This is a genomic window from Erythrobacter sp. SN6-5, from assembly GCF_057364945.1.
In genome coordinates this window covers 2,700,465-2,716,585 of sequence record NZ_CP200282.1, presented here as the reverse complement: position 1 = coordinate 2,716,585, position 16,121 = coordinate 2,700,465, and the positions used below count along the sequence as shown (strand labels likewise).

The window sequence follows — 16,121 nt, the reverse complement described above, 5'->3', positions numbered from 1 at the left end:
TGCAAAGTGAATGAAATGAATTCCTGACCTCAGTTGAGCATGGCCAGAAGATTTGTGGATGTGCTCTACGCCATCATTGCGCGCCGGAAATTTGCTTTCCAACTTGAATGCGCATGCTGGTGAATTTTTCGTCGAGTGATGCAACCTCGTAGATCGTGTCGCCTCTCTCAAAGGAAACGCTGTTGGCAATGTCGCGGCCGGTGGCGCGGTAACCCGACGCAGGTTGATCGAGGTAGGCCGCGATCTGAGTTGCCGCCATAATGCTGTTGCCGGGCATAGCCATTTGGCAAGTGCCGCCGAAGCCCTCTCTTTTGGAACCGATGCTGGTGTCTTTGCCAATGAAAAACAGTGTTTTGCCTTCTTTAGAGAGAGCGAGTGCTCCTGGTTCATCCCAGAATGCACTATCGCCTGCACTGGCAGGTTTGGTCCAACCTTCTGACCCAAGCTTCGCACTGGTGCCTTCAAAATCCGCGTGAAGCTGCTCGCAAGTATGGGTGGCCATTACGGCTGGGCTCACTTCTGGATCGAGTTGCTCTTGCGCGTAGGCACCCGATGAAAGCAAGGCTAGCCCCGCCAAAACTATGGTTCTGGAATTCAGCACATTACGTCTCCCAATATCTTTCAGCATACTTATGGCTGTTTGCTTTCTTCGGTGTCGGAATTGGATTGTTCTGGCGTCAATCGGTCTTGATCGGCTTGAGGTTTTGTCAACGCCTCCAATCCGGTGAACTCAGTAAGAATGTAGAAACCTGGATACAGCACATCGTCGGGTAAATCCGATATACTGGCGGCTCCGAAATGACTGTTCGTATATCGCGCGCCAGTAACCAGATGTTGCGGAGCAACGCTTTCCCATATCCACCAACCATCGCGGTAATCGCCGGGCGAGTTGGTATTGGCAAAATCCGGTTGGACGCCAAGTATCCCGCCCAATAGTCGGCCGTCTGGCATGTACGGGAAATCATCGATAACGGTGATGCAGGAATACATCTCTTCGCCGTCGACTGATGTCCACCGAGCCATCGAATGGTCAATTACGTGACCATGCAATTTCACACTAAACACACGTATTGTTGGATCTGGGTCATCGGCCCAAGTCGCCCCTGCTAGCCGTTCGGCCATCAACGGTTTAGGCTCTGACTGTTCAGTCCAACCTTCACGGCGCAATTCACCATTAGGCTCGTAAGCTGCCACATTGTTGCATTCGACCAGATGCCGGTCGGTCGCCTCGACCAGTGCCATCGGCGCATCATGCGCTGAGGCAGGCGCGGCAATTGCGGCGAGCAAGGCGACTGGGAAGAAGCGCATCACTCCGCAGTTCCCACTGTATCTGATTTGAGAGCCACGCCGTCGAATTTAAAGGCGTCTGCCAATTGGCTGCCCGGCGGAATGTAGAACACTTGGAAACTGTCGTGACCAGGCTGAGTGCCCGGCTCCCAATCGGTGATTTGGACACCATCTTGATCGATGGCTTTGGTTGGCTCGCGGTCCAGCCATTTAGCCACCGTTTCAGGAGGGATCGCGCGCGTCTCGCCCATATCGAACAGGCGGCAGGCGCTGACCCGCGTTCCATCGATCATCACCTCAGACAGAACCACGTAGAGCTCTTCGCCTGCGACAGTCTTTTTAAAGACCTGCATGTCGCTCATGGTACCGCCAGCCTCTGTGACGGCCGATCCACCAGTTTCGCGGGCGAAGTTCAGAAAAATGACGAGCTTGGTAGGTGCAAACGTGGAACCCTCTTGCCAATCCGCTGCGGTCAGCGAAGCAGCGGTCGCCGCTTGGTTTTCAACCGAACCGCATCCTTCGCGAAAGGCATTCAGCACTTCGAGCGCTGGATAGGCGGCATCGCCCTGACCATGGCCAATGTGCGCCGCCGCCGGTGTGGCTGCTGCGAGGGCAATCAAGGGGAGGAGGGCGCGCTTCACAATGTCTCGCTGGCCTCCGCCGCCTTGCTCTTCATCCGCGCACGAATGAGCACGATGGTGGAGATGATCATGCTGATGATGCATCCAGCCCACATTGGGAGGAGCGGGATGAGGATAAACGCATGCGGGCCGAGGCCAGCGATGGCCAGGCTTGCGATCGACAGGACGAGCACCGCAGCGATAGAGATCAACGCTGCCTTTGCGCTCATAAATCGTTGGATAATCAGCCCTAGGATGATCGGCGCAACAACAAAGCCGAGCATAAAGAGGGTAATCCCCAAGTCGTCAAATTCCATCATATTTGCTCTCCTGTATCAGTGCCCAGTACTACCCACGCGCCGGAGCGGTCGCTGCAAAAACAATCAAGGAGAAGAGGGGAGCGCATGAGCGCATTAGCTCAGCGAGCTATCCAGACCCTTACACGCATCAAGCAGTTCTTCGACCGCATCAACGCTCACTTGGAAACCAGCCTTGGCAGTTTCGTCGAGTTCGATCTCTACGATCCGCTCAACCCCGCCAGCGCCAATTACAATCGGCACGCCGACATACAGGCCGTCAACGCCGTATTGCCCATCGAGATAGGCCGCGCATGGCAGGACGCGCTTCTTATCCTTAAGGTAGGCCTCGGCCATTTGGATCGCGCTGGTCGCCGGAGCGTAGTAAGCTGAGCCATTGCCGAGCAGTCCAACGATCTCGCCGCCGCCCTTGCGGGTGCGGTCAACGATGGCGTCCATCTTCTCTTGTGTGGACCAGCCCATCTTGATGAGGTCCGGCACAGGAATACCTGCAACGGTCGAATATTCGAGGATCGGAACCATGGTATCGCCGTGTCCGCCCAATACGAAGGCCGTGACGTCTTCCATCGACACATCAAATTCGTCAGCAAGGAAGTGACGAAAGCGCGCGCTGTCGAGCACGCCCGCCATGCCGACGACCTTGTTGTGCGGCAGACCAGAGAATTCGCGCAGCGCCCAAACCATCGCATCGAGCGGGTTGGTGATGCAGATTACAAACGCGTCTGGGCAATTGGCCTTGATGCCTTCGCCAACCGCCTTCATCACTTTCAAATTGATGCCGAGCAGGTCATCGCGGCTCATTCCCGGCTTGCGCGGGACGCCAGCGGTAACGATCACAACATCGCTGCCCGCGATATCGGCGTAATCGGTGGTGCCTTTGAGGTTCGCATCGAAACCCTCGACAGGGCCGGATTGCGACAGGTCGAGCGCTTTGCCCGCAGGCATACCCTCTGCAATGTCAAACAGGACAACGTCACCCATTTCTTTCATCGCTGCGAGGTGGGCGAGAGTGCCGCCAATCATTCCGGCGCCGACGAGTGCGATCTTATTGCGTGCCATGTTCTTGCAAAAACCCTTCTGTAGATATCGGCGGGACGAAAGCTAAGATGTTGCATGTGTGATGCGCAGCGACCGTCCCGAGCAGCTGATGCATCTGCGTTTCGGAAGTTGGATTAATCCTGCGGATAGTGGATTGCAACCGGCAAAGGTCTTGATGTCGCAACTATTTTTGTGAATAGTTCGCAGTAGCAATAGTGCGGAATTGGGCAAGCCGCATGATGCTCTTCGGCCGCGCCTCCGGTGCCCCTAAATCGCTCGGCAACGAAAAGGGGCATGCGAGCAGCATTGCTAGTCGTTGTGCGATCAGTTGTCTCTCAGGGAAAAGGCGTAGTGAACAGCGGAGCTAGGCGCAACGTTCACAAAGCGGGCTAGCCGGTGATGCGCTTGCTCTGCATCGGTGTTTCGCCTTCGCGCTCTTGCTCCAACAGCATAGCGGCGAGATAGTCTGGCACGGCGCGGCTGAAATAGAAGCCCTGGCCCATATTACACCCGGCGGCGCGTACGGCCTGAACCTGTTCAATGGTCTCAAGACCCTCGGCCACAATATCCATTTCCAAGGTTGAACCCATTTCGGCCACGGCCCTGATAATCGCATCGCTACGGCGACCAACATTGGGACCAGAGACGAAGCTGCGATCAACCTTAATCTTCTTGAACGGGAAGGTGTTGATATAGCCGAGCGAGGAATAGCCAGTGCCGAAATCGTCGAGAGCAAAGCGGACGCCAATCGACGACAATTCGTCGATGAAATTCCCGGTTGCGTGATTGTCTTCGATAAACAGGCTCTCGGTCACTTCCAGCTCTAGCCGTGAGGGATCAAGGCCTGCTTCGCGCAAAGCGTTGCGGATCGCCAGCGCCGCGCCGGGGGCACGAATCTGCAATGGCGACAGGTTCACCGCGAGTGAGATGTCTTCAGGCCACTGCGCGGCTGTGCGCGCAGCCTGCGCCGTGATCCAATTGCCCAAAGTGACAATAACCCCAGTCTCTTCGGCCACAGGGATGAACTCATCTGGCCGCAGTTCGCCCTTTTCCGGGTGGAACCAACGGATCAGAGCTTCGAAGGCGCGGATTTTGCCCGTCTCCAAATCGATGATCGGCTGGTAGAAGATCGACAACTCGTCACGTTGTAGCGCGGTGCGAAGCTCGCCTTCGATTTCACGGCGGCGCACAAGGTCGCGGGTCATGGATTGATCGAAGAATTGTGTCTGCGAACGCCCGCCCACCTTCGCGTGATACAGGGCAAGGTCAGCGCATTGCATCAAGCTGTCAGCGTCCGCGCCATCATCCGGTAGCAGAGCGACACCGACTGATGCCCGCACTTCGAGGCGGTCGCCATCAACGCGCACCGGGCGCATGATCTCTGCATGGATTTCACTGGCGAGCCGTTCTGCATCCAAGCGGCAATCAACCGGGCAGAAGACGATGAACTCGTCCCCGCCAAAGCGTGATACGGTGGCCATATCGGGTGACACCTCGCGCAGACGGCTGGCAACCTCGGTCAGAACCCGGTCACCGATAGGGTGGCCAAGCAGGTCATTCACTTCCTTGAAGCGGTCCAGATCGATCCAGAACAGTGCAAGCTGCGTGTCTTCGTTCACCGTCATCATGGTTTCAACCATCGAGTGGTTGAGCCCAGCGCGGTTAGCGAGACCTGTCACCACATCGGTGCGGGCGAGAACTTGCATTTTTTCGGCGAGCTTCGCGCTGGTTTCGGCTGAGGCGATGGAGTCGCGCAGCACCTTAAAGACGTTGAAAGTGATCGACATCATCGCCGGGATCAGCAGGAAGATGTTGATAAACAGAGCCATGAACGCAAGCGTGCCAGCGTGCAGCGAAACGACCATAATGGGCGCACAAACCAACACCAATTGACCCAAAGCAATGGTTGGCCGACCAGCATTGCGGGCGCAAATCCCTGTGCCGTAACACAGCGCATTGGCGATCATCAGCACTTCAACCTCGGCGCTAGCCTCAAACCAGATCGTAAGTGAAGCAATCAGGCCAATGGTGAAGGCGTAGCTGAAAGCACCAATTTCATAAACCAGCTCAAGGCGGCGCGTGCTGGTGCGGTCTTCGTCGGATGAGAGGCCCAATGCAGCAATGAGCCGGGCAATCGCGATGACCGTTAGAACAGCGCAGCCGACGTAAAGAATTTCAAGATCGGCGACCCATGCCGCCACTGCGGTACAGGCAATACCGTTGAACGCGCCGATCGCCAAGCTGGCGGGCTGTGTGTAGAGCGTCTTGACCAGTGTCCGCCGAACGCGCTCAGACAGGGTGTCTGAGTTTTCTTGCACGCGCATGGCGTGACGAATTTTGGAAAGTGGGCTGACCTTGCCTGACATACGCATGGGTTAGCCAAAATAGGTCAAGGCAAGGTTAATGCTCTACTTACCAAATTTATGTCTCGCGATTTCAGAATTTTACGCGACGGGATTGAGCTCCGATGCCTCTGATGGCTCGGCCTCCTGCTGGTCCAGCTGGGCTGCGAGCCGCATGATCCAGCGTGCGTGTGATGCCCAGCCACCAATCATAGGCCTGGCGATCGCCAGCGAAAAACGCCTCTTGCGCCTTAGCCCTAGCAGCCCGTGCAGCGCCCAGTCCGTGCTCTGCAAAGTGGCGCAGCGACGCCTTGAAAATCTCTTCGCCCGGTGTCTGGTTTCCGTTGTCATTGGCAGGCGCAGCCGTGCGGTCGCTACGCGCCAGAGCGCGGGCAACCGGCGAGCAATCAGGGGTGCGCGCTGCGGCAAAGTGAATGGTCATTCGGGCAATTTCCGTCCTGTTGGCGCTTGTTAGCGCGCAGTCGATCCCGGCGCGCCTCAAGTCTGATCACGAAAATTGCTCTAAAGCGAAAGGCGCTAAAGCGGCGTGTGAAGACAAGGTTTCTGGCGTGTTAACTTGCGCCTAGGTGAAATGAAATTGCGCGTTGTGTGATGCGCCTCGGAGAGCGCGAAAGTCGTCATTTGCCTGAAGTTTGTGGGGCGGCTTCGATTGCCTCGGCCGAAATTCCTATGCGTTCTGCAGCCAAACGTTCCGCCTCTTTCGCGGCCAAGGCTGCGCCTGCGCTGTCTTTCCATTGGCCCGCGTTCGAATAGGGCGCTTTCACTTGACCGGCTCCGCGCAGGTTCTGGTCCGCCAGCGCTGCATCAGGCGTCGCAGGCTTGCTGTTTGCAGCACCGCTGGCCGGACGACCCGGCGTAAAGGTTGCGCGCGTTCCGCCGCGCTGCGTGGGCACTGCGCTCACTGCTGCAGGTTCAATTCGCGGGGCAGTGGTGCCAGCCACAACCGGGGCTGCTCCAGAGGCGCTCACACCCGGCTCATAGCCAGCATAGCTTTGGGTGAAAGCGCCTTTCTTTCCGGCATTTCCGCGGTTTTTGTAGAAACGGTGCGCGCCGATTGTCCCAACGTGATCGAGCGAGCTTGCCCAGTAAGGATTGACCCAAAGCGTGTGGTAATGGGTCGCGTGGCCGATCGGGGCATAGACGCTGCCGGAAAGAGCCTCTGATGCGACCCGACGCGCGCGGGCCATGCCATTGGCGCTGGGTGTGCGGCGCATGCTGCCATCGCAAGTGAAGGAAAACTGGCAACCAGTTGACCGCTGAGAGCCTTCGAATACCACTCCGCAAACGCTGGCGGGCCAGCTGGTGTGGGCCACACGGTTCAACACAACTTGCGCAACCGCGCGTTGGCCCGCTTCGCTCTCGCTCGTTGCCTCGTAATAGATGGCTTGTGCCAGGCAGGTTTGCGCGCGTGATTGGCTGGCGCTGCCCGCGAAACTCGCAAAGGGGCTGGCGGCGGGGCCAACATTGATCAGCTCGCCCAGTTCGCGGCCATCTGCGCTGGTGTCGAGCGGGTCCGTGCTGGGCAGAGCGACAAGAGCCTCACTCGGCGGATCGGCAAGATAGTAAAACGCAGAGCCGGGGAAGCTGCCGCCAGGCGTTTCAAACGGCATCACCGGCACGTTTTCATAGGCGATGTAGGGTGCGTCGCTGCCGTCGGTCGGCGCGTCACCCGCAATTGCGCCAAAGTCGCCAGGTGCCGCCATAGCGGGCACCGCGATCGCCGCGATCAGCACCATCAGGCGGCGCTTCATCGGCAATTTGGGCGCGGGTAGGGGAGGGTCACCGCCGGAACGGTCCGGCAGACAAATCGGCTTTTGCCGGTCAGAAGATTGGAAAAGGGTCCACATGGTGCGCAGCGCCGGATTTAGGGCGCGTGGCGGCAATTTGCGATCCGAGGAATTCCACCGTCCCGAAACCGAACACATTGTTAACCCGGATTAACTCGTGCCTTGGGATGGACGCCTCGCCGTATCTTGCAGCCACGCGTAGAGCCGCCTATCCCATTGCAAACGAGGGATAAGGATCAGAATTTTGGGTGGGAATGCGCGGGCCGCGATGGCCGCAGGAAAGGCTTGGTCGGCGGCGGCATTGTTCGCGCTTGCTGCCGCCTGCAGTGTGCCGGACACCCCATCAGATGATGGCTCAAACGGGCCGATGAATATGCCAGAGATGGCGAGTGCAAACCCCTCTTTTGTAAGTTTAAACCCATGTATCGATGCAATTCTGATCGAGGTCGCTGATCCGGAGCAAATCCTGGCACTGTCGCATTACAGCCGCGATCCAAACTCCAGCTCAATTGACGTGGCTCGAGCGAGTGAATTCGCTTTCACGGGCGGGACGGTGGAAGAGGTCGCTGCGCTCAATCCCGATATTGTGCTCGCGAGCGAGTTTACCGCGCCTCCGAGCAGCAACGCCCTCACTGATCTAGGGTTTCCGATTGAGCCGTTTGGTATTGCCTCCGATCCGGAGCAGAGCTTTGCGCAGATTAAGCGGCTCGCGGAGCTGGCCGGGCATCCACGGCGCGGTGAAGAGCTGATCGCGAAGATCAAGCGTGCACTTGCCGATGCTGCGCCGCCTTCCGGCTCGAACATGGCTTCCGCCGTTCTATGGCAACCGGGGCAAATCGTGCCGGGCGAGGCCACTTTGGTCAGCTATCTGATGCGGGAAACCGGTTTTTCCAATCACAGCGCCGCACGGGGCTTAGGCCAAGCGGACTATGTCTCATTGGAGGGTCTGCTGTCAGATCCGCCAGAGTTGGTTCTGGTCGCGGGAAACAGCGCGGGGCAAAGTCATCCTCTACTTAAAGAACTTACCAGAACTCAGGTGGAAGCCTTTGACCCCAAATTGTTTTATTGCGCAGGGCCGACGATAATCCATGCCGCTGAGCGCCTCAGTGAAATCCGTGAAAATCTGACCAGCAAGGCTTATCAGTGAACATCGCGGCGCACCGAGCATCTCTGATCTTTGGCGCACTTTTGGTGCTCGCCTTGCCGCTGTCATTGCTGGCGGGGCGGGTTTGGATTGATCCGTTTGCGCTTACTGAGATTGGCAGCAATGCGGCGTTGATCCTGATGGAGCTGCGCCTGCCGCGCGGACTGCTCGCGATTGCGATTGGTGCTGGCCTCGGCGCGGCAGGTGCGGTGATGCAGGGCTATTTGCGCAATCCGTTGGCCGATCCCGGCCTGTTTGGCATTGCGCCCATGGCGGCGCTTGGTGCGGTCGCAAGCTTCTGGTTCGGGGCGGTGCTGCCCGGTGCATTGGCGTCATGGACACTTCCCGTCTTTGCGTTGATCGGTGCCGGGGCAGGCATGGCTCTGCTCGCGCTGATCGCAGGCAGGACGCCATCCGGGCGCGGCGGAGGCCTCGCGCTATTCACGCTTGCAGGCCTGATGATTGCAAGCCTCGCTGGCGCTGTGACGGCATTGGCGATTACGCTCGCGCCCAATCCCTTTGCCCTGTCGGAGATTGTGCTGTGGCTGAACGGCGCGCTGACCGATCGATCTTGGCGAGAGGTGATGATCGCGGGCCCGCTGATCGCGGTCGGCCTGGTCGTGCTGTCTGCTGCCGCTCGCTCGCTCGATGCGCTGACCCTGGGCGAGGATGCGGCGTGGAGCATGGGCGTCGATCCGCGTATGCTATTGCGCCTGTTGGTGGTCGGCGTGGCGCTGACGGTCGGAGCAGGGGTCGCCGTCGCGGGAATTATCGGATTTGTCGGTCTGATCGTGCCGCATCTGGTGCGCCCGATGACGGACCGCATGCCTTCCAGTGTGATCTTGCCCAGCGCGCTCGCCGGGGCATTGCTGGTGCTGGTGGCGGATAGTGCGGTGCGCGTACTGCCGTTGATCACAGAACTGCGTTTGGGCATTGCCCTCTCCCTGATTGGTGCGCCGTTCTTCCTGTGGCTGCTGCTGAAGATGCGCCGGGGTATCCTATGATTTTGCAGGCGCATGATCTCTCTGTGACTCGCTCAGGTGCGCTCGTGCTTGATGATATCGCCGCGACCTTGCTGCCGGGGCAGATCACCGCGATTTGCGGCCCGAATGGGGCAGGCAAATCGAGCCTTATACTGACGCTCGCCGGATTGCTCCCCGCGATGGCTGGCGGGGTCTCGCTCGATAAGCGCGACATCGCATCGCTGCATCCAAAGGACCGCGCCAAAGCTATCGGCTATCTCCCCCAATCCGCTGAAATTGCTTGGGATGTCGCGGTTGAGAACATCGTAGCTTTGGGCCGTATGCCGCGCGGCGACGGGGGCAGCCAGCGCGGTGAAGACGCCATCCAGCGAGCCATTGATGCGCTGGCGCTAGGCGATCTGCGCCGCCGCCCCGCCAGCAAATTGTCCGGCGGGGAGCAGGCGCGGGTCTTGCTCGCCAGAGTGCTCGCCGGAGAACCGCAATGGATCCTGGCCGATGAACCCTTGGCCGCGCTCGACCTGGCGCATCAGACTGCATTGATCCAGCATTTCAGGACCGCAGCGGCGGCGGGTAAGGGCGTTGTGCTGGTCGTGCATGATCTAGCCCAAGCGATGAACCATGCGGGCCGCGTGCTGGTGCTGGATCATGGGCAGCTTGTTGCAGATGGTGCGCCAGAAGATGCGCTGACCAGCGAGACGATTGCCAAAAGCTGGGGCGTTCAAACCAAGTGGATCGGCGAACCGGGCACCAGAGCACTCATCACCGTCTGAACCTCAGCTGCATTCCGGTTCAAGCCCCTGTCAGCAAAGGGTCTTTAGCGCGCATTGCATCAGAGCATTTTGCCAGGGAGTGGGTATGAAGAGTTTTCCAATTGCATTTGGCGTCGTGGCCGTTTTGGCCGCTGCATCCACTCCGGCCCATGCGTGTCGAGGCCCGCAGTTTGAAACCGTGATCTACCCGGTGATGGCGGAGAAGCCGGAACAGGGCGAGGGGGCCAAGGGCGACGTCTTCAAGATACGTTATTCCGGCGAGCGCGCGGGCGAGCAAAACAAGCTTTGGCCCAATTTCTACGTCGTTGAGGTGACGGAAGGCAAAATGAAGGGGCAGAAGCTAGCGATCCCGGCCCACGCCACCTCGTGCCATTCGGTCCAAATCTTTGACGGAGCAGAGGGCTATGTCCTCGGTGTTCTGGAAAAGATTGGCCGCGATGGAAAGGCGCTGGACATTCCGATCTTTCGCACAAGCTTGAGCGGGTCCGTACGCAGGCCGTTTCAGATCCCGCCGCCCTCCTAAGCACATTGCTGGTTCCAGCCAACTTTACGCGCGTGTCTGGTTTCGGGTGACTCATCGCAGCTGCGAAATGACCGTCTATGGGGGTGAAAGCGGTCATGTGACTGCCGCCATCTATCTCGCTCCTAGAAACGTCACGTTTGATCGCTTTACCAGTCGCAAGGAAATCCTGTGTTATCGTAGTCGCGCAAGCGATTAGGGATGATCCACAAATGCGGCTTAAAGCTAGTACAGCCTTCACATTCGCAGTGGCAGTGCTGACGATTTCGGCCTGTGGGCCAACACCGCCCACACCGGAAGAGCGCGCTGCCCAAGCTATTGCTGATGCCTCGAGTCCAGATTCCATGTGGTATCGCTACACTTTTGAAGGCGATTACCAGGGCGAAACGGTAAAGCTCGACCAAATGGTGTATTGCCCGATAAAATCATTCTCGGGTGGCAGTTTAGGGCAATCCACCGGCTTTAGCATTCGTGCGCAGCACCCCATGACTGTTGCACAGCAGATGAGTGATGGGAGCCAAGTCCTCGTACGCATTCCCGACGTGTGTCAGCGTTACCGGGCTTACAATGAGGTGGAAGGGTATCAACAAGGTTGGGAGGCTCCGAAGACCATTGAGGCGATACCCTACGTTATCTGGTCTGATGCGTATCCCGATGCCACGTCGATCGAGGCCTATGTTTCGCCCGCTTACTATGAGCAGCCAGAGGCGCGGCTTGAGATAAAGAGAAGCCAAGTTCATCTCTTGCCGCTAGGGTCGCATCCGGATAATTTTGAAGATGTGCTGAGGCAGCCTCACGCAACTCCCTATGCTCCCAACCCATGGGTTGAGCCTGAGAACCGTGGCAAAGGCTGGCGGTATAACCGAGGGGGCCGCTACTACGGTCCCGGAAACCAGTTCATCTCGTTTTATCAAGTGCCAATTGTCGATCTGAATGCATATGCGCGTCAATTCATGATTGATCGTGCCGATTTAGAGCGTGATTTTGTCTATGACGAAAAAAGCGATTTCACCGACCCCAATGTTGCTGCGTTTGATGAGGTTTCCGCTCCTAAAAGCAACCTTGGTGGCGATCCAAGCGCCATTACTCATGATTGTGTGACTGAGGCGTTGGATGAGATCTTGAGCGGCCGTCCGCTGATCACCAGTGTGCCATATGACCGTCCGGACCCTGGCGGCTTTCACACACTCTCAGCCGAACAGAGTTAGCACATGCGGAAACAGCGAGAATCAAATTGCCGTGATCGCTTGGCGCAACTGCAGTCATTCGACATCATTGCTGGCCGATTTGATTCGTCGCGCTCTATTCCCGGCGTGTTGGTCTACAATCGCTGGGGGCCAGTTTACTACGATTGGCGGTCAGATGAGAAGCAACCAAAAGAAGTCCGATATGGTCCGGTCAAGCTGCAGGAAATGGGTCTTGTCACGCCAGACGGTTACAAGATGCGCTTGGACGGTCATGATATTTTGTACCAACCAAATCCACTTCCAGGTTTGTTCTCATTCAACTCGCTATTTGAAATCAAGAAGTCAGGCCAATGGTTTTCGGTCCAGACACGCACGATTACGTTCAAAGGTAAGGGTGAAGCCAATCATTTTTGAACGGCAACTTCTGGGTCGTGAGCCGATGGTCGGCTTTCGGGGGCGAGTGGTGACATTTCGGTCAGGCAGTACAGGCGGCCAGTCAGTCGCGGTTGGAGACAAGAATCAAGTTGGCTGGAATCAACAGCATGCCGCCCATAGGCCTGCCTCAACCTGCGCTTAACCATGTTTCAAGCTCTTCCCCCTAAAGTCCGCCACAAACGGACAATAGGGGGCTGCTCGTGCTGCTCGAACGTATTTCAAGAATTGGTTTGATTGTTAATTGGAAGACCTTGGGCGTCGCGATCCTTGCGATCTTCGCCACATGGTTATCGCTGAAACTAAACCTAGTTGCCGATTACCCGCTGACGATCATTTCGACCGCGGTGATTTTCCCAATCGTGTTCTCCATTGGTCATGCGTACAAACGGCGCGAGGCGGCGCTGGATGATTATGGCACGATCAAGGCCCATGGCCGCGCGATCTATTTTGCCGCGCGCGACTGGCTTCCAGAGGAAAACGAAGACAGGATCAAGCATCTCGAAGGTGCGCTGGCGCGTTTGCTGACCGGTTGCCGCGATATGTTCAAAGGCGAACGTTCAGAAATGCTCGACGCGCGAGCAGGCGATTTACGCCGCGTTTTCGGAACTGTCGCAATTCGTAAAGCGGATGCGGGCAGAGGGGCTGGCCTCTGGCGAGTGCAGCCGCTGCAATCAATATCTTTCCAAGATGATCGTCGCGTTTGAAAGCGTGAAGCATATCTATCAATATCGCACGCCGCGCACGCTCAGCGCCTTCAGCGATTTTTTCATAATCATACTGCCGATCATCTATGGCCCGTATTTCGCGCATCAGGCGATTGAATATGAAGCCCCGATCCTGACCTATGTCATGCCGGTGCTGTTCGCGGTGATCCTGACGGGTCTCGATAACATCCAAAGCCATTTGGAAGACCCGTTTGATCAAATCGGCCCAGACGACGTGGCGATCAATGCGGAGAAATTCGTTGAGCTGCTGACCTGCGGCGAACCAGATGGGCCATGTCCAGTGATTGCCGATGCACAAACTGCCTAAGCGCAGGCACTCTCATTGAGTACAAAACAAAACCCCCGGCGGGCGCTTGGCCTACCGGGGGTTTCGTGTTTCTGGGTTCCTGCTGAGGGCCTTACTCGCCGCCAGCTAGCCCGCGGCTTTCGATCATATATTTCACATCCGGCTCGCGTCCGGCGAATGTGCGGTACATCTCAAAATAATCCATCGTGCCGCCGCGACTGAGCACGGTTTTGCGATAGTGATCGCCGTTTTCGCGGGTCAGACCGCCGTTGTCGATGAACCACTGGCGCGAATCCTTGTCGAGCATTTCAGTCCACAAATAGCTGTAATAGCCCGCAGAATAGCCCGCAGGTGAGCTGAAGATGTGGTTGAAATAGTTTGACCGGTAACGCGGCGGGACCAGATCAATCTCAAGGCCTAACTCGCCAAGCGACTGGCGCTCAAATGCATCGACCTTCTCCGCTGTATCAATCGCGGCGGCTTCAGCTGGTGAGAGCGCGTGCCACTTCATGTCAAGCAGCGCGGCGGCCACCACTTCACCAAAGTCATAGCCTTGGTTGAACTTCGATGCGGTCTGGATTTTCTCCACCAGCTCCATCGGAATGGTTTCACCCGTTTCATGGTGCTTGGCATAGTTTTGCAGGACCTCTGGATAGGTCGCCCACATCTCGTGAACCTGGCTGGGGTATTCCACGAAATCGCGCGCGGTCGCCGTACCAGAGAGGCTTTCATAGCGCTGATCCGCGAAGAAGCCGTGCAATGCGTGGCCGAATTCGTGGAAGGTCGTCTCTACCCAGTCAAAGCTGACGAGTTGGACCTCGCCATCGACTGCCTTCGGAATGTTCAGCACGTTGTAGATCACCGGCTTGGTGCCCCACAGATCGCTCTGATCAATGAAGTTGCCCATCCACGCGCCGCCGCGTTTTGATGGACGCTGGAATGGGTCGAAATAGAACAGGCCGAGCTCGCTGCCATCGGCATCGAACACGGTGTAGGTCCACACATCCGGGTGATAAACGGGCAAGTCGGTGCGGCGTTCAAACGAGAGGCCGTAAAGCTTGTTTGCCATGTAGAAAACGCCGTCTTCCAGCACCTTATCGAGCTGGAAGTAAGGCTTCACCGCGTCCTCATTAAAGGCGTATTGCTCTGCCTTCACCTTATTGGCGAAGCGGTACCAATCCCATGGCTCAACCTCGAAATTGAGGCCATCGGCGGCGATCCGCTCGTTGAGAACGTCGGCTTCGCGGCGCTGCGTCGCGGCGAGGGCCGGGACCATTTGCTCCATGAAATCGAGCGCGGTCTTCGGCTGCTTCGCCATGCGGTCATACATGGTGTAGCTGGCCCAATCAGGCTGACCGAACAGAGCGGCCTTTTCCGCGCGGAATTCGGCAACCTTGGCCAGGATCATGCGCGTGTCATTCTCTCCGCCTTGGTCAGAGCGATACGCACTGGCTTTGAACAGACGCTCGCGCACTGCACGGTTTTCAAGCGCGGGCAGCGATGGTTGCTGCGTGGTGTTTTGCAGGGCGATGGCGAACTTGCCGTCCATGCCTCTTTCCTTCGCGAGTGCTGCTGCGCCCTCAATCTCGGCATCAGACAGTCCAGCCAGCTCTTCACGGGTGTCGACGATCACCGCGCCAGCATTGGTCGCATCGCGGACCTTCTGACTGAAATCGGTGGTCAGCGTGGACAGCTCAGAGTTGATCGCCTTGACCTTGTCGCGCTCTTCCTCGGTCAGCAGCGCGCCTGCTTGCACCATGCCGGAATAGGTCTCTTCAAGCAGCTTCGCATCTTCGCGCGTCATCGTCATCGCCGCGCGGTTGTCATAGACCGCCTTTACGCGGGCAAACAGCTCTGGGTTGAGTCTGATTGCATCGCCATGCGCAGTCAGTTTTGGGCTGATTTCCTGATTGATCGTATCCAGTCGGTCAGTCGTGTTCTGGCCTGTCAGCGCAAAAAAACGCTGCCCACACGGCCCAACATACGGCCGGATTTTTCCAGTTCAACAATCGTGTTGCTGAACGAAGGCGTCGCCGGATTGTTGATGATCGCCTGAACTTCAGCCTGTTGGATCGCCATGCCTTGCTCGAAAGCGGGAATGTAATCGTCTTCGCTGATCGCGCTGAAATCAGGGGTCAGGAAGGGCAGGGTGCTGTCAGAGGCGAAATAGCCGGTCCCGGTGGGGATCTCAGGGTTGTACTCGGCCTCTACCTGGGCTTCAGCGATCGGGTTGGTTTCATTCACCCCTGTCTCTCCATTGGTGGTCGCGCAGCCTGCGGTTAGCATAGCGGCGAGGGCAATTGCGGCGGTCTGGGCCTTGAACTGGGCCTTCATAGTCACTCCGGTAAATTACGTGTTTGCGTCATTATGCTATTTGGGGTGGAAATCGCATTTGGGCAAGCAAAAGGGCCCACCTGCCTGCGCGCGGGTGAGCCGTGGGGTCCGCGTCATCTATAATGGAACAAGGCCGCAGCCCATCCGGACCGCGGCCTCGTCTCTAAACTCGTGTTCCAGCAAACTCGCCTAAGGTGCGACCCGAAGGGCTTGTGGGAAGACTAGCAAAGAGGCCCTTCATAGTAGGGGTAAACCGAGAGTGCGGAACTTAAGTTTTCCTGTAGGGTTGCGAGAATTTATCAATGAAAACAGGAGCGCAAGATTG

At 57.5% G+C, this 16,121-nt stretch carries 18 protein-coding genes; 8 read left to right on the top strand and 10 right to left on the bottom strand.

Features of this window, described 5'->3' with window-relative positions; all coding sequences use genetic code 11:
- Window positions 1–73 precede the first annotated feature (73 nt).
- The 8 genes from AC0V6Z_RS13540 to AC0V6Z_RS13505 form a co-directional block, all read right to left on the bottom strand.
- On the bottom strand, window positions 74–601 hold the full coding sequence (locus AC0V6Z_RS13540; RefSeq protein WP_472638967.1) for a hypothetical protein: 528 nt from the start codon (window positions 599–601) through the stop codon (window positions 74–76).
- A gap of 29 nt (window positions 602–630) precedes the next feature.
- The gene (locus tag AC0V6Z_RS13535; RefSeq protein ID WP_472638966.1) at window positions 631–1,311 is read right to left on the bottom strand and encodes a hypothetical protein; all 681 of its coding nucleotides are present in this window, start codon (window positions 1,309–1,311) and stop codon (window positions 631–633) included.
- Window positions 1,308–1,928, bottom strand: a complete 621-nt coding sequence (locus tag AC0V6Z_RS13530; RefSeq protein ID WP_472638965.1) for a hypothetical protein — start codon at window positions 1,926–1,928, stop codon at window positions 1,308–1,310. The genes AC0V6Z_RS13535 and AC0V6Z_RS13530 overlap by 4 nt, the downstream gene beginning before the upstream one ends.
- Window positions 1,925–2,227, bottom strand: a complete 303-nt coding sequence (locus AC0V6Z_RS13525) for a hypothetical protein (protein WP_472638964.1) — start codon at window positions 2,225–2,227, stop codon at window positions 1,925–1,927. The genes AC0V6Z_RS13530 and AC0V6Z_RS13525 overlap by 4 nt, the downstream gene beginning before the upstream one ends.
- A 93-nt stretch (window positions 2,228–2,320) precedes the next feature.
- A complete protein-coding gene (mdh, locus tag AC0V6Z_RS13520; RefSeq protein WP_472638963.1) occupies window positions 2,321–3,283 on the bottom strand; it encodes a malate dehydrogenase in 963 nt (320 codons plus the stop codon).
- Window positions 3,284–3,651: 368 nt separating this feature from the next.
- Window positions 3,652–5,634 carry a putative bifunctional diguanylate cyclase/phosphodiesterase gene (locus tag AC0V6Z_RS13515; protein WP_472638962.1) on the bottom strand — a complete coding sequence of 661 codons (1,983 nt, stop codon included), beginning with the start codon at window positions 5,632–5,634 and terminating at the stop codon, window positions 3,652–3,654.
- Between the two features lie 64 nt (window positions 5,635–5,698).
- A complete protein-coding gene (locus AC0V6Z_RS13510; protein ID WP_472638961.1) occupies window positions 5,699–6,046 on the bottom strand; it encodes a hypothetical protein in 348 nt (115 codons plus the stop codon).
- 196 nt (window positions 6,047–6,242) lie between these two features.
- Complete coding sequence (locus AC0V6Z_RS13505; RefSeq protein WP_472638960.1) at window positions 6,243–7,472, bottom strand: cell wall hydrolase; 1,230 nt, start codon at window positions 7,470–7,472, stop codon at window positions 6,243–6,245.
- A gap of 184 nt (window positions 7,473–7,656) precedes the next feature.
- Here AC0V6Z_RS13505 and AC0V6Z_RS13500 point away from each other — a divergent pair, with 184 nt between their 5' ends.
- The 8 genes from AC0V6Z_RS13500 to AC0V6Z_RS13465 all read left to right on the top strand — a co-directional run bounded on the left by AC0V6Z_RS13500 (window position 7,657) and on the right by AC0V6Z_RS13465 (window position 13,483).
- Complete coding sequence (locus tag AC0V6Z_RS13500) at window positions 7,657–8,559, top strand: ABC transporter substrate-binding protein (RefSeq protein ID WP_472638959.1); 903 nt, start codon at window positions 7,657–7,659, stop codon at window positions 8,557–8,559.
- Window positions 8,556–9,560 carry a FecCD family ABC transporter permease gene (locus tag AC0V6Z_RS13495; RefSeq protein WP_472638958.1) on the top strand — a complete coding sequence of 335 codons (1,005 nt, stop codon included), beginning with the start codon at window positions 8,556–8,558 and terminating at the stop codon, window positions 9,558–9,560. Before AC0V6Z_RS13500 ends, AC0V6Z_RS13495 begins: the two co-directional genes overlap by 4 nt.
- A complete protein-coding gene (locus AC0V6Z_RS13490; RefSeq protein WP_472638957.1) occupies window positions 9,557–10,309 on the top strand; it encodes an ABC transporter ATP-binding protein in 753 nt (250 codons plus the stop codon). Before AC0V6Z_RS13495 ends, AC0V6Z_RS13490 begins: the two co-directional genes overlap by 4 nt.
- Before the next feature lie 85 nt (window positions 10,310–10,394).
- Complete coding sequence (locus AC0V6Z_RS13485) at window positions 10,395–10,832, top strand: hypothetical protein (RefSeq protein ID WP_472638956.1); 438 nt, start codon at window positions 10,395–10,397, stop codon at window positions 10,830–10,832.
- A 209-nt stretch (window positions 10,833–11,041) separates the two neighbouring features.
- Window positions 11,042–12,037 carry a hypothetical protein gene (locus AC0V6Z_RS13480; protein WP_472638955.1) on the top strand — a complete coding sequence of 332 codons (996 nt, stop codon included), beginning with the start codon at window positions 11,042–11,044 and terminating at the stop codon, window positions 12,035–12,037.
- 3 nt (window positions 12,038–12,040) lie between these two features.
- On the top strand, window positions 12,041–12,430 hold the full coding sequence (locus tag AC0V6Z_RS13475) for a hypothetical protein (RefSeq protein WP_472638954.1): 390 nt from the start codon (window positions 12,041–12,043) through the stop codon (window positions 12,428–12,430).
- A gap of 221 nt (window positions 12,431–12,651) precedes the next feature.
- Window positions 12,652–13,155, top strand: coding sequence for a hypothetical protein (locus tag AC0V6Z_RS13470; RefSeq protein ID WP_472638953.1), 504 nt, complete (start codon window positions 12,652–12,654; stop codon window positions 13,153–13,155).
- On the top strand, window positions 13,139–13,483 hold the full coding sequence (locus tag AC0V6Z_RS13465; protein WP_472638952.1) for a hypothetical protein: 345 nt from the start codon (window positions 13,139–13,141) through the stop codon (window positions 13,481–13,483). Before AC0V6Z_RS13470 ends, AC0V6Z_RS13465 begins: the two co-directional genes overlap by 17 nt.
- Window positions 13,484–13,574: 91 nt before the next feature.
- Here the strand turns inward: AC0V6Z_RS13465 and AC0V6Z_RS13460 are convergent, their stop codons facing one another.
- On the bottom strand, window positions 13,575–15,266 hold the full coding sequence (locus AC0V6Z_RS13460) for a M3 family metallopeptidase (RefSeq protein ID WP_472638951.1): 1,692 nt from the start codon (window positions 15,264–15,266) through the stop codon (window positions 13,575–13,577).
- Between the two features lie 143 nt (window positions 15,267–15,409).
- On the bottom strand, window positions 15,410–15,796 hold the full coding sequence (locus tag AC0V6Z_RS13455) for a hypothetical protein (protein WP_472638950.1): 387 nt from the start codon (window positions 15,794–15,796) through the stop codon (window positions 15,410–15,412).
- Between the last annotated feature and the right edge of the window lie 325 nt (window positions 15,797–16,121).

What these genes read in the sequence shown, in the direction of transcription:
- AC0V6Z_RS13505 (WP_472638960.1), bottom strand. Translation starts at nt 7,472, where the DNA reads ATGTGGACCCTTTTCCAATCTTCTGACCGGCAAAAGCCGATTTGTCTG.
- mdh (WP_472638963.1), bottom strand. Translation starts at nt 3,283, where the DNA reads ATGGCACGCAATAAGATCGCACTCGTCGGCGCCGGAATGATTGGCGGC.
- AC0V6Z_RS13460 (WP_472638951.1), bottom strand. Translation starts at nt 15,266, where the DNA reads ATGACGCGCGAAGATGCGAAGCTGCTTGAAGAGACCTATTCCGGCATG.
- AC0V6Z_RS13515 (WP_472638962.1), bottom strand. Translation starts at nt 5,634, where the DNA reads ATGCGTATGTCAGGCAAGGTCAGCCCACTTTCCAAAATTCGTCACGCC.
- AC0V6Z_RS13455 (WP_472638950.1), bottom strand. Translation starts at nt 15,796, where the DNA reads ATGAAGGCCCAGTTCAAGGCCCAGACCGCCGCAATTGCCCTCGCCGCT.
- AC0V6Z_RS13485 (WP_472638956.1), top strand. Translation starts at nt 10,395, where the DNA reads ATGAAGAGTTTTCCAATTGCATTTGGCGTCGTGGCCGTTTTGGCCGCT.
- AC0V6Z_RS13465 (WP_472638952.1), top strand. Translation starts at nt 13,139, where the DNA reads ATGATCGTCGCGTTTGAAAGCGTGAAGCATATCTATCAATATCGCACG.
- AC0V6Z_RS13490 (WP_472638957.1), top strand. Translation starts at nt 9,557, where the DNA reads ATGATTTTGCAGGCGCATGATCTCTCTGTGACTCGCTCAGGTGCGCTC.
- AC0V6Z_RS13510 (WP_472638961.1), bottom strand. Translation starts at nt 6,046, where the DNA reads ATGACCATTCACTTTGCCGCAGCGCGCACCCCTGATTGCTCGCCGGTT.
- AC0V6Z_RS13525 (WP_472638964.1), bottom strand. Translation starts at nt 2,227, where the DNA reads ATGATGGAATTTGACGACTTGGGGATTACCCTCTTTATGCTCGGCTTT.
- AC0V6Z_RS13475 (WP_472638954.1), top strand. Translation starts at nt 12,041, where the DNA reads ATGCGGAAACAGCGAGAATCAAATTGCCGTGATCGCTTGGCGCAACTG.
- AC0V6Z_RS13480 (WP_472638955.1), top strand. Translation starts at nt 11,042, where the DNA reads ATGCGGCTTAAAGCTAGTACAGCCTTCACATTCGCAGTGGCAGTGCTG.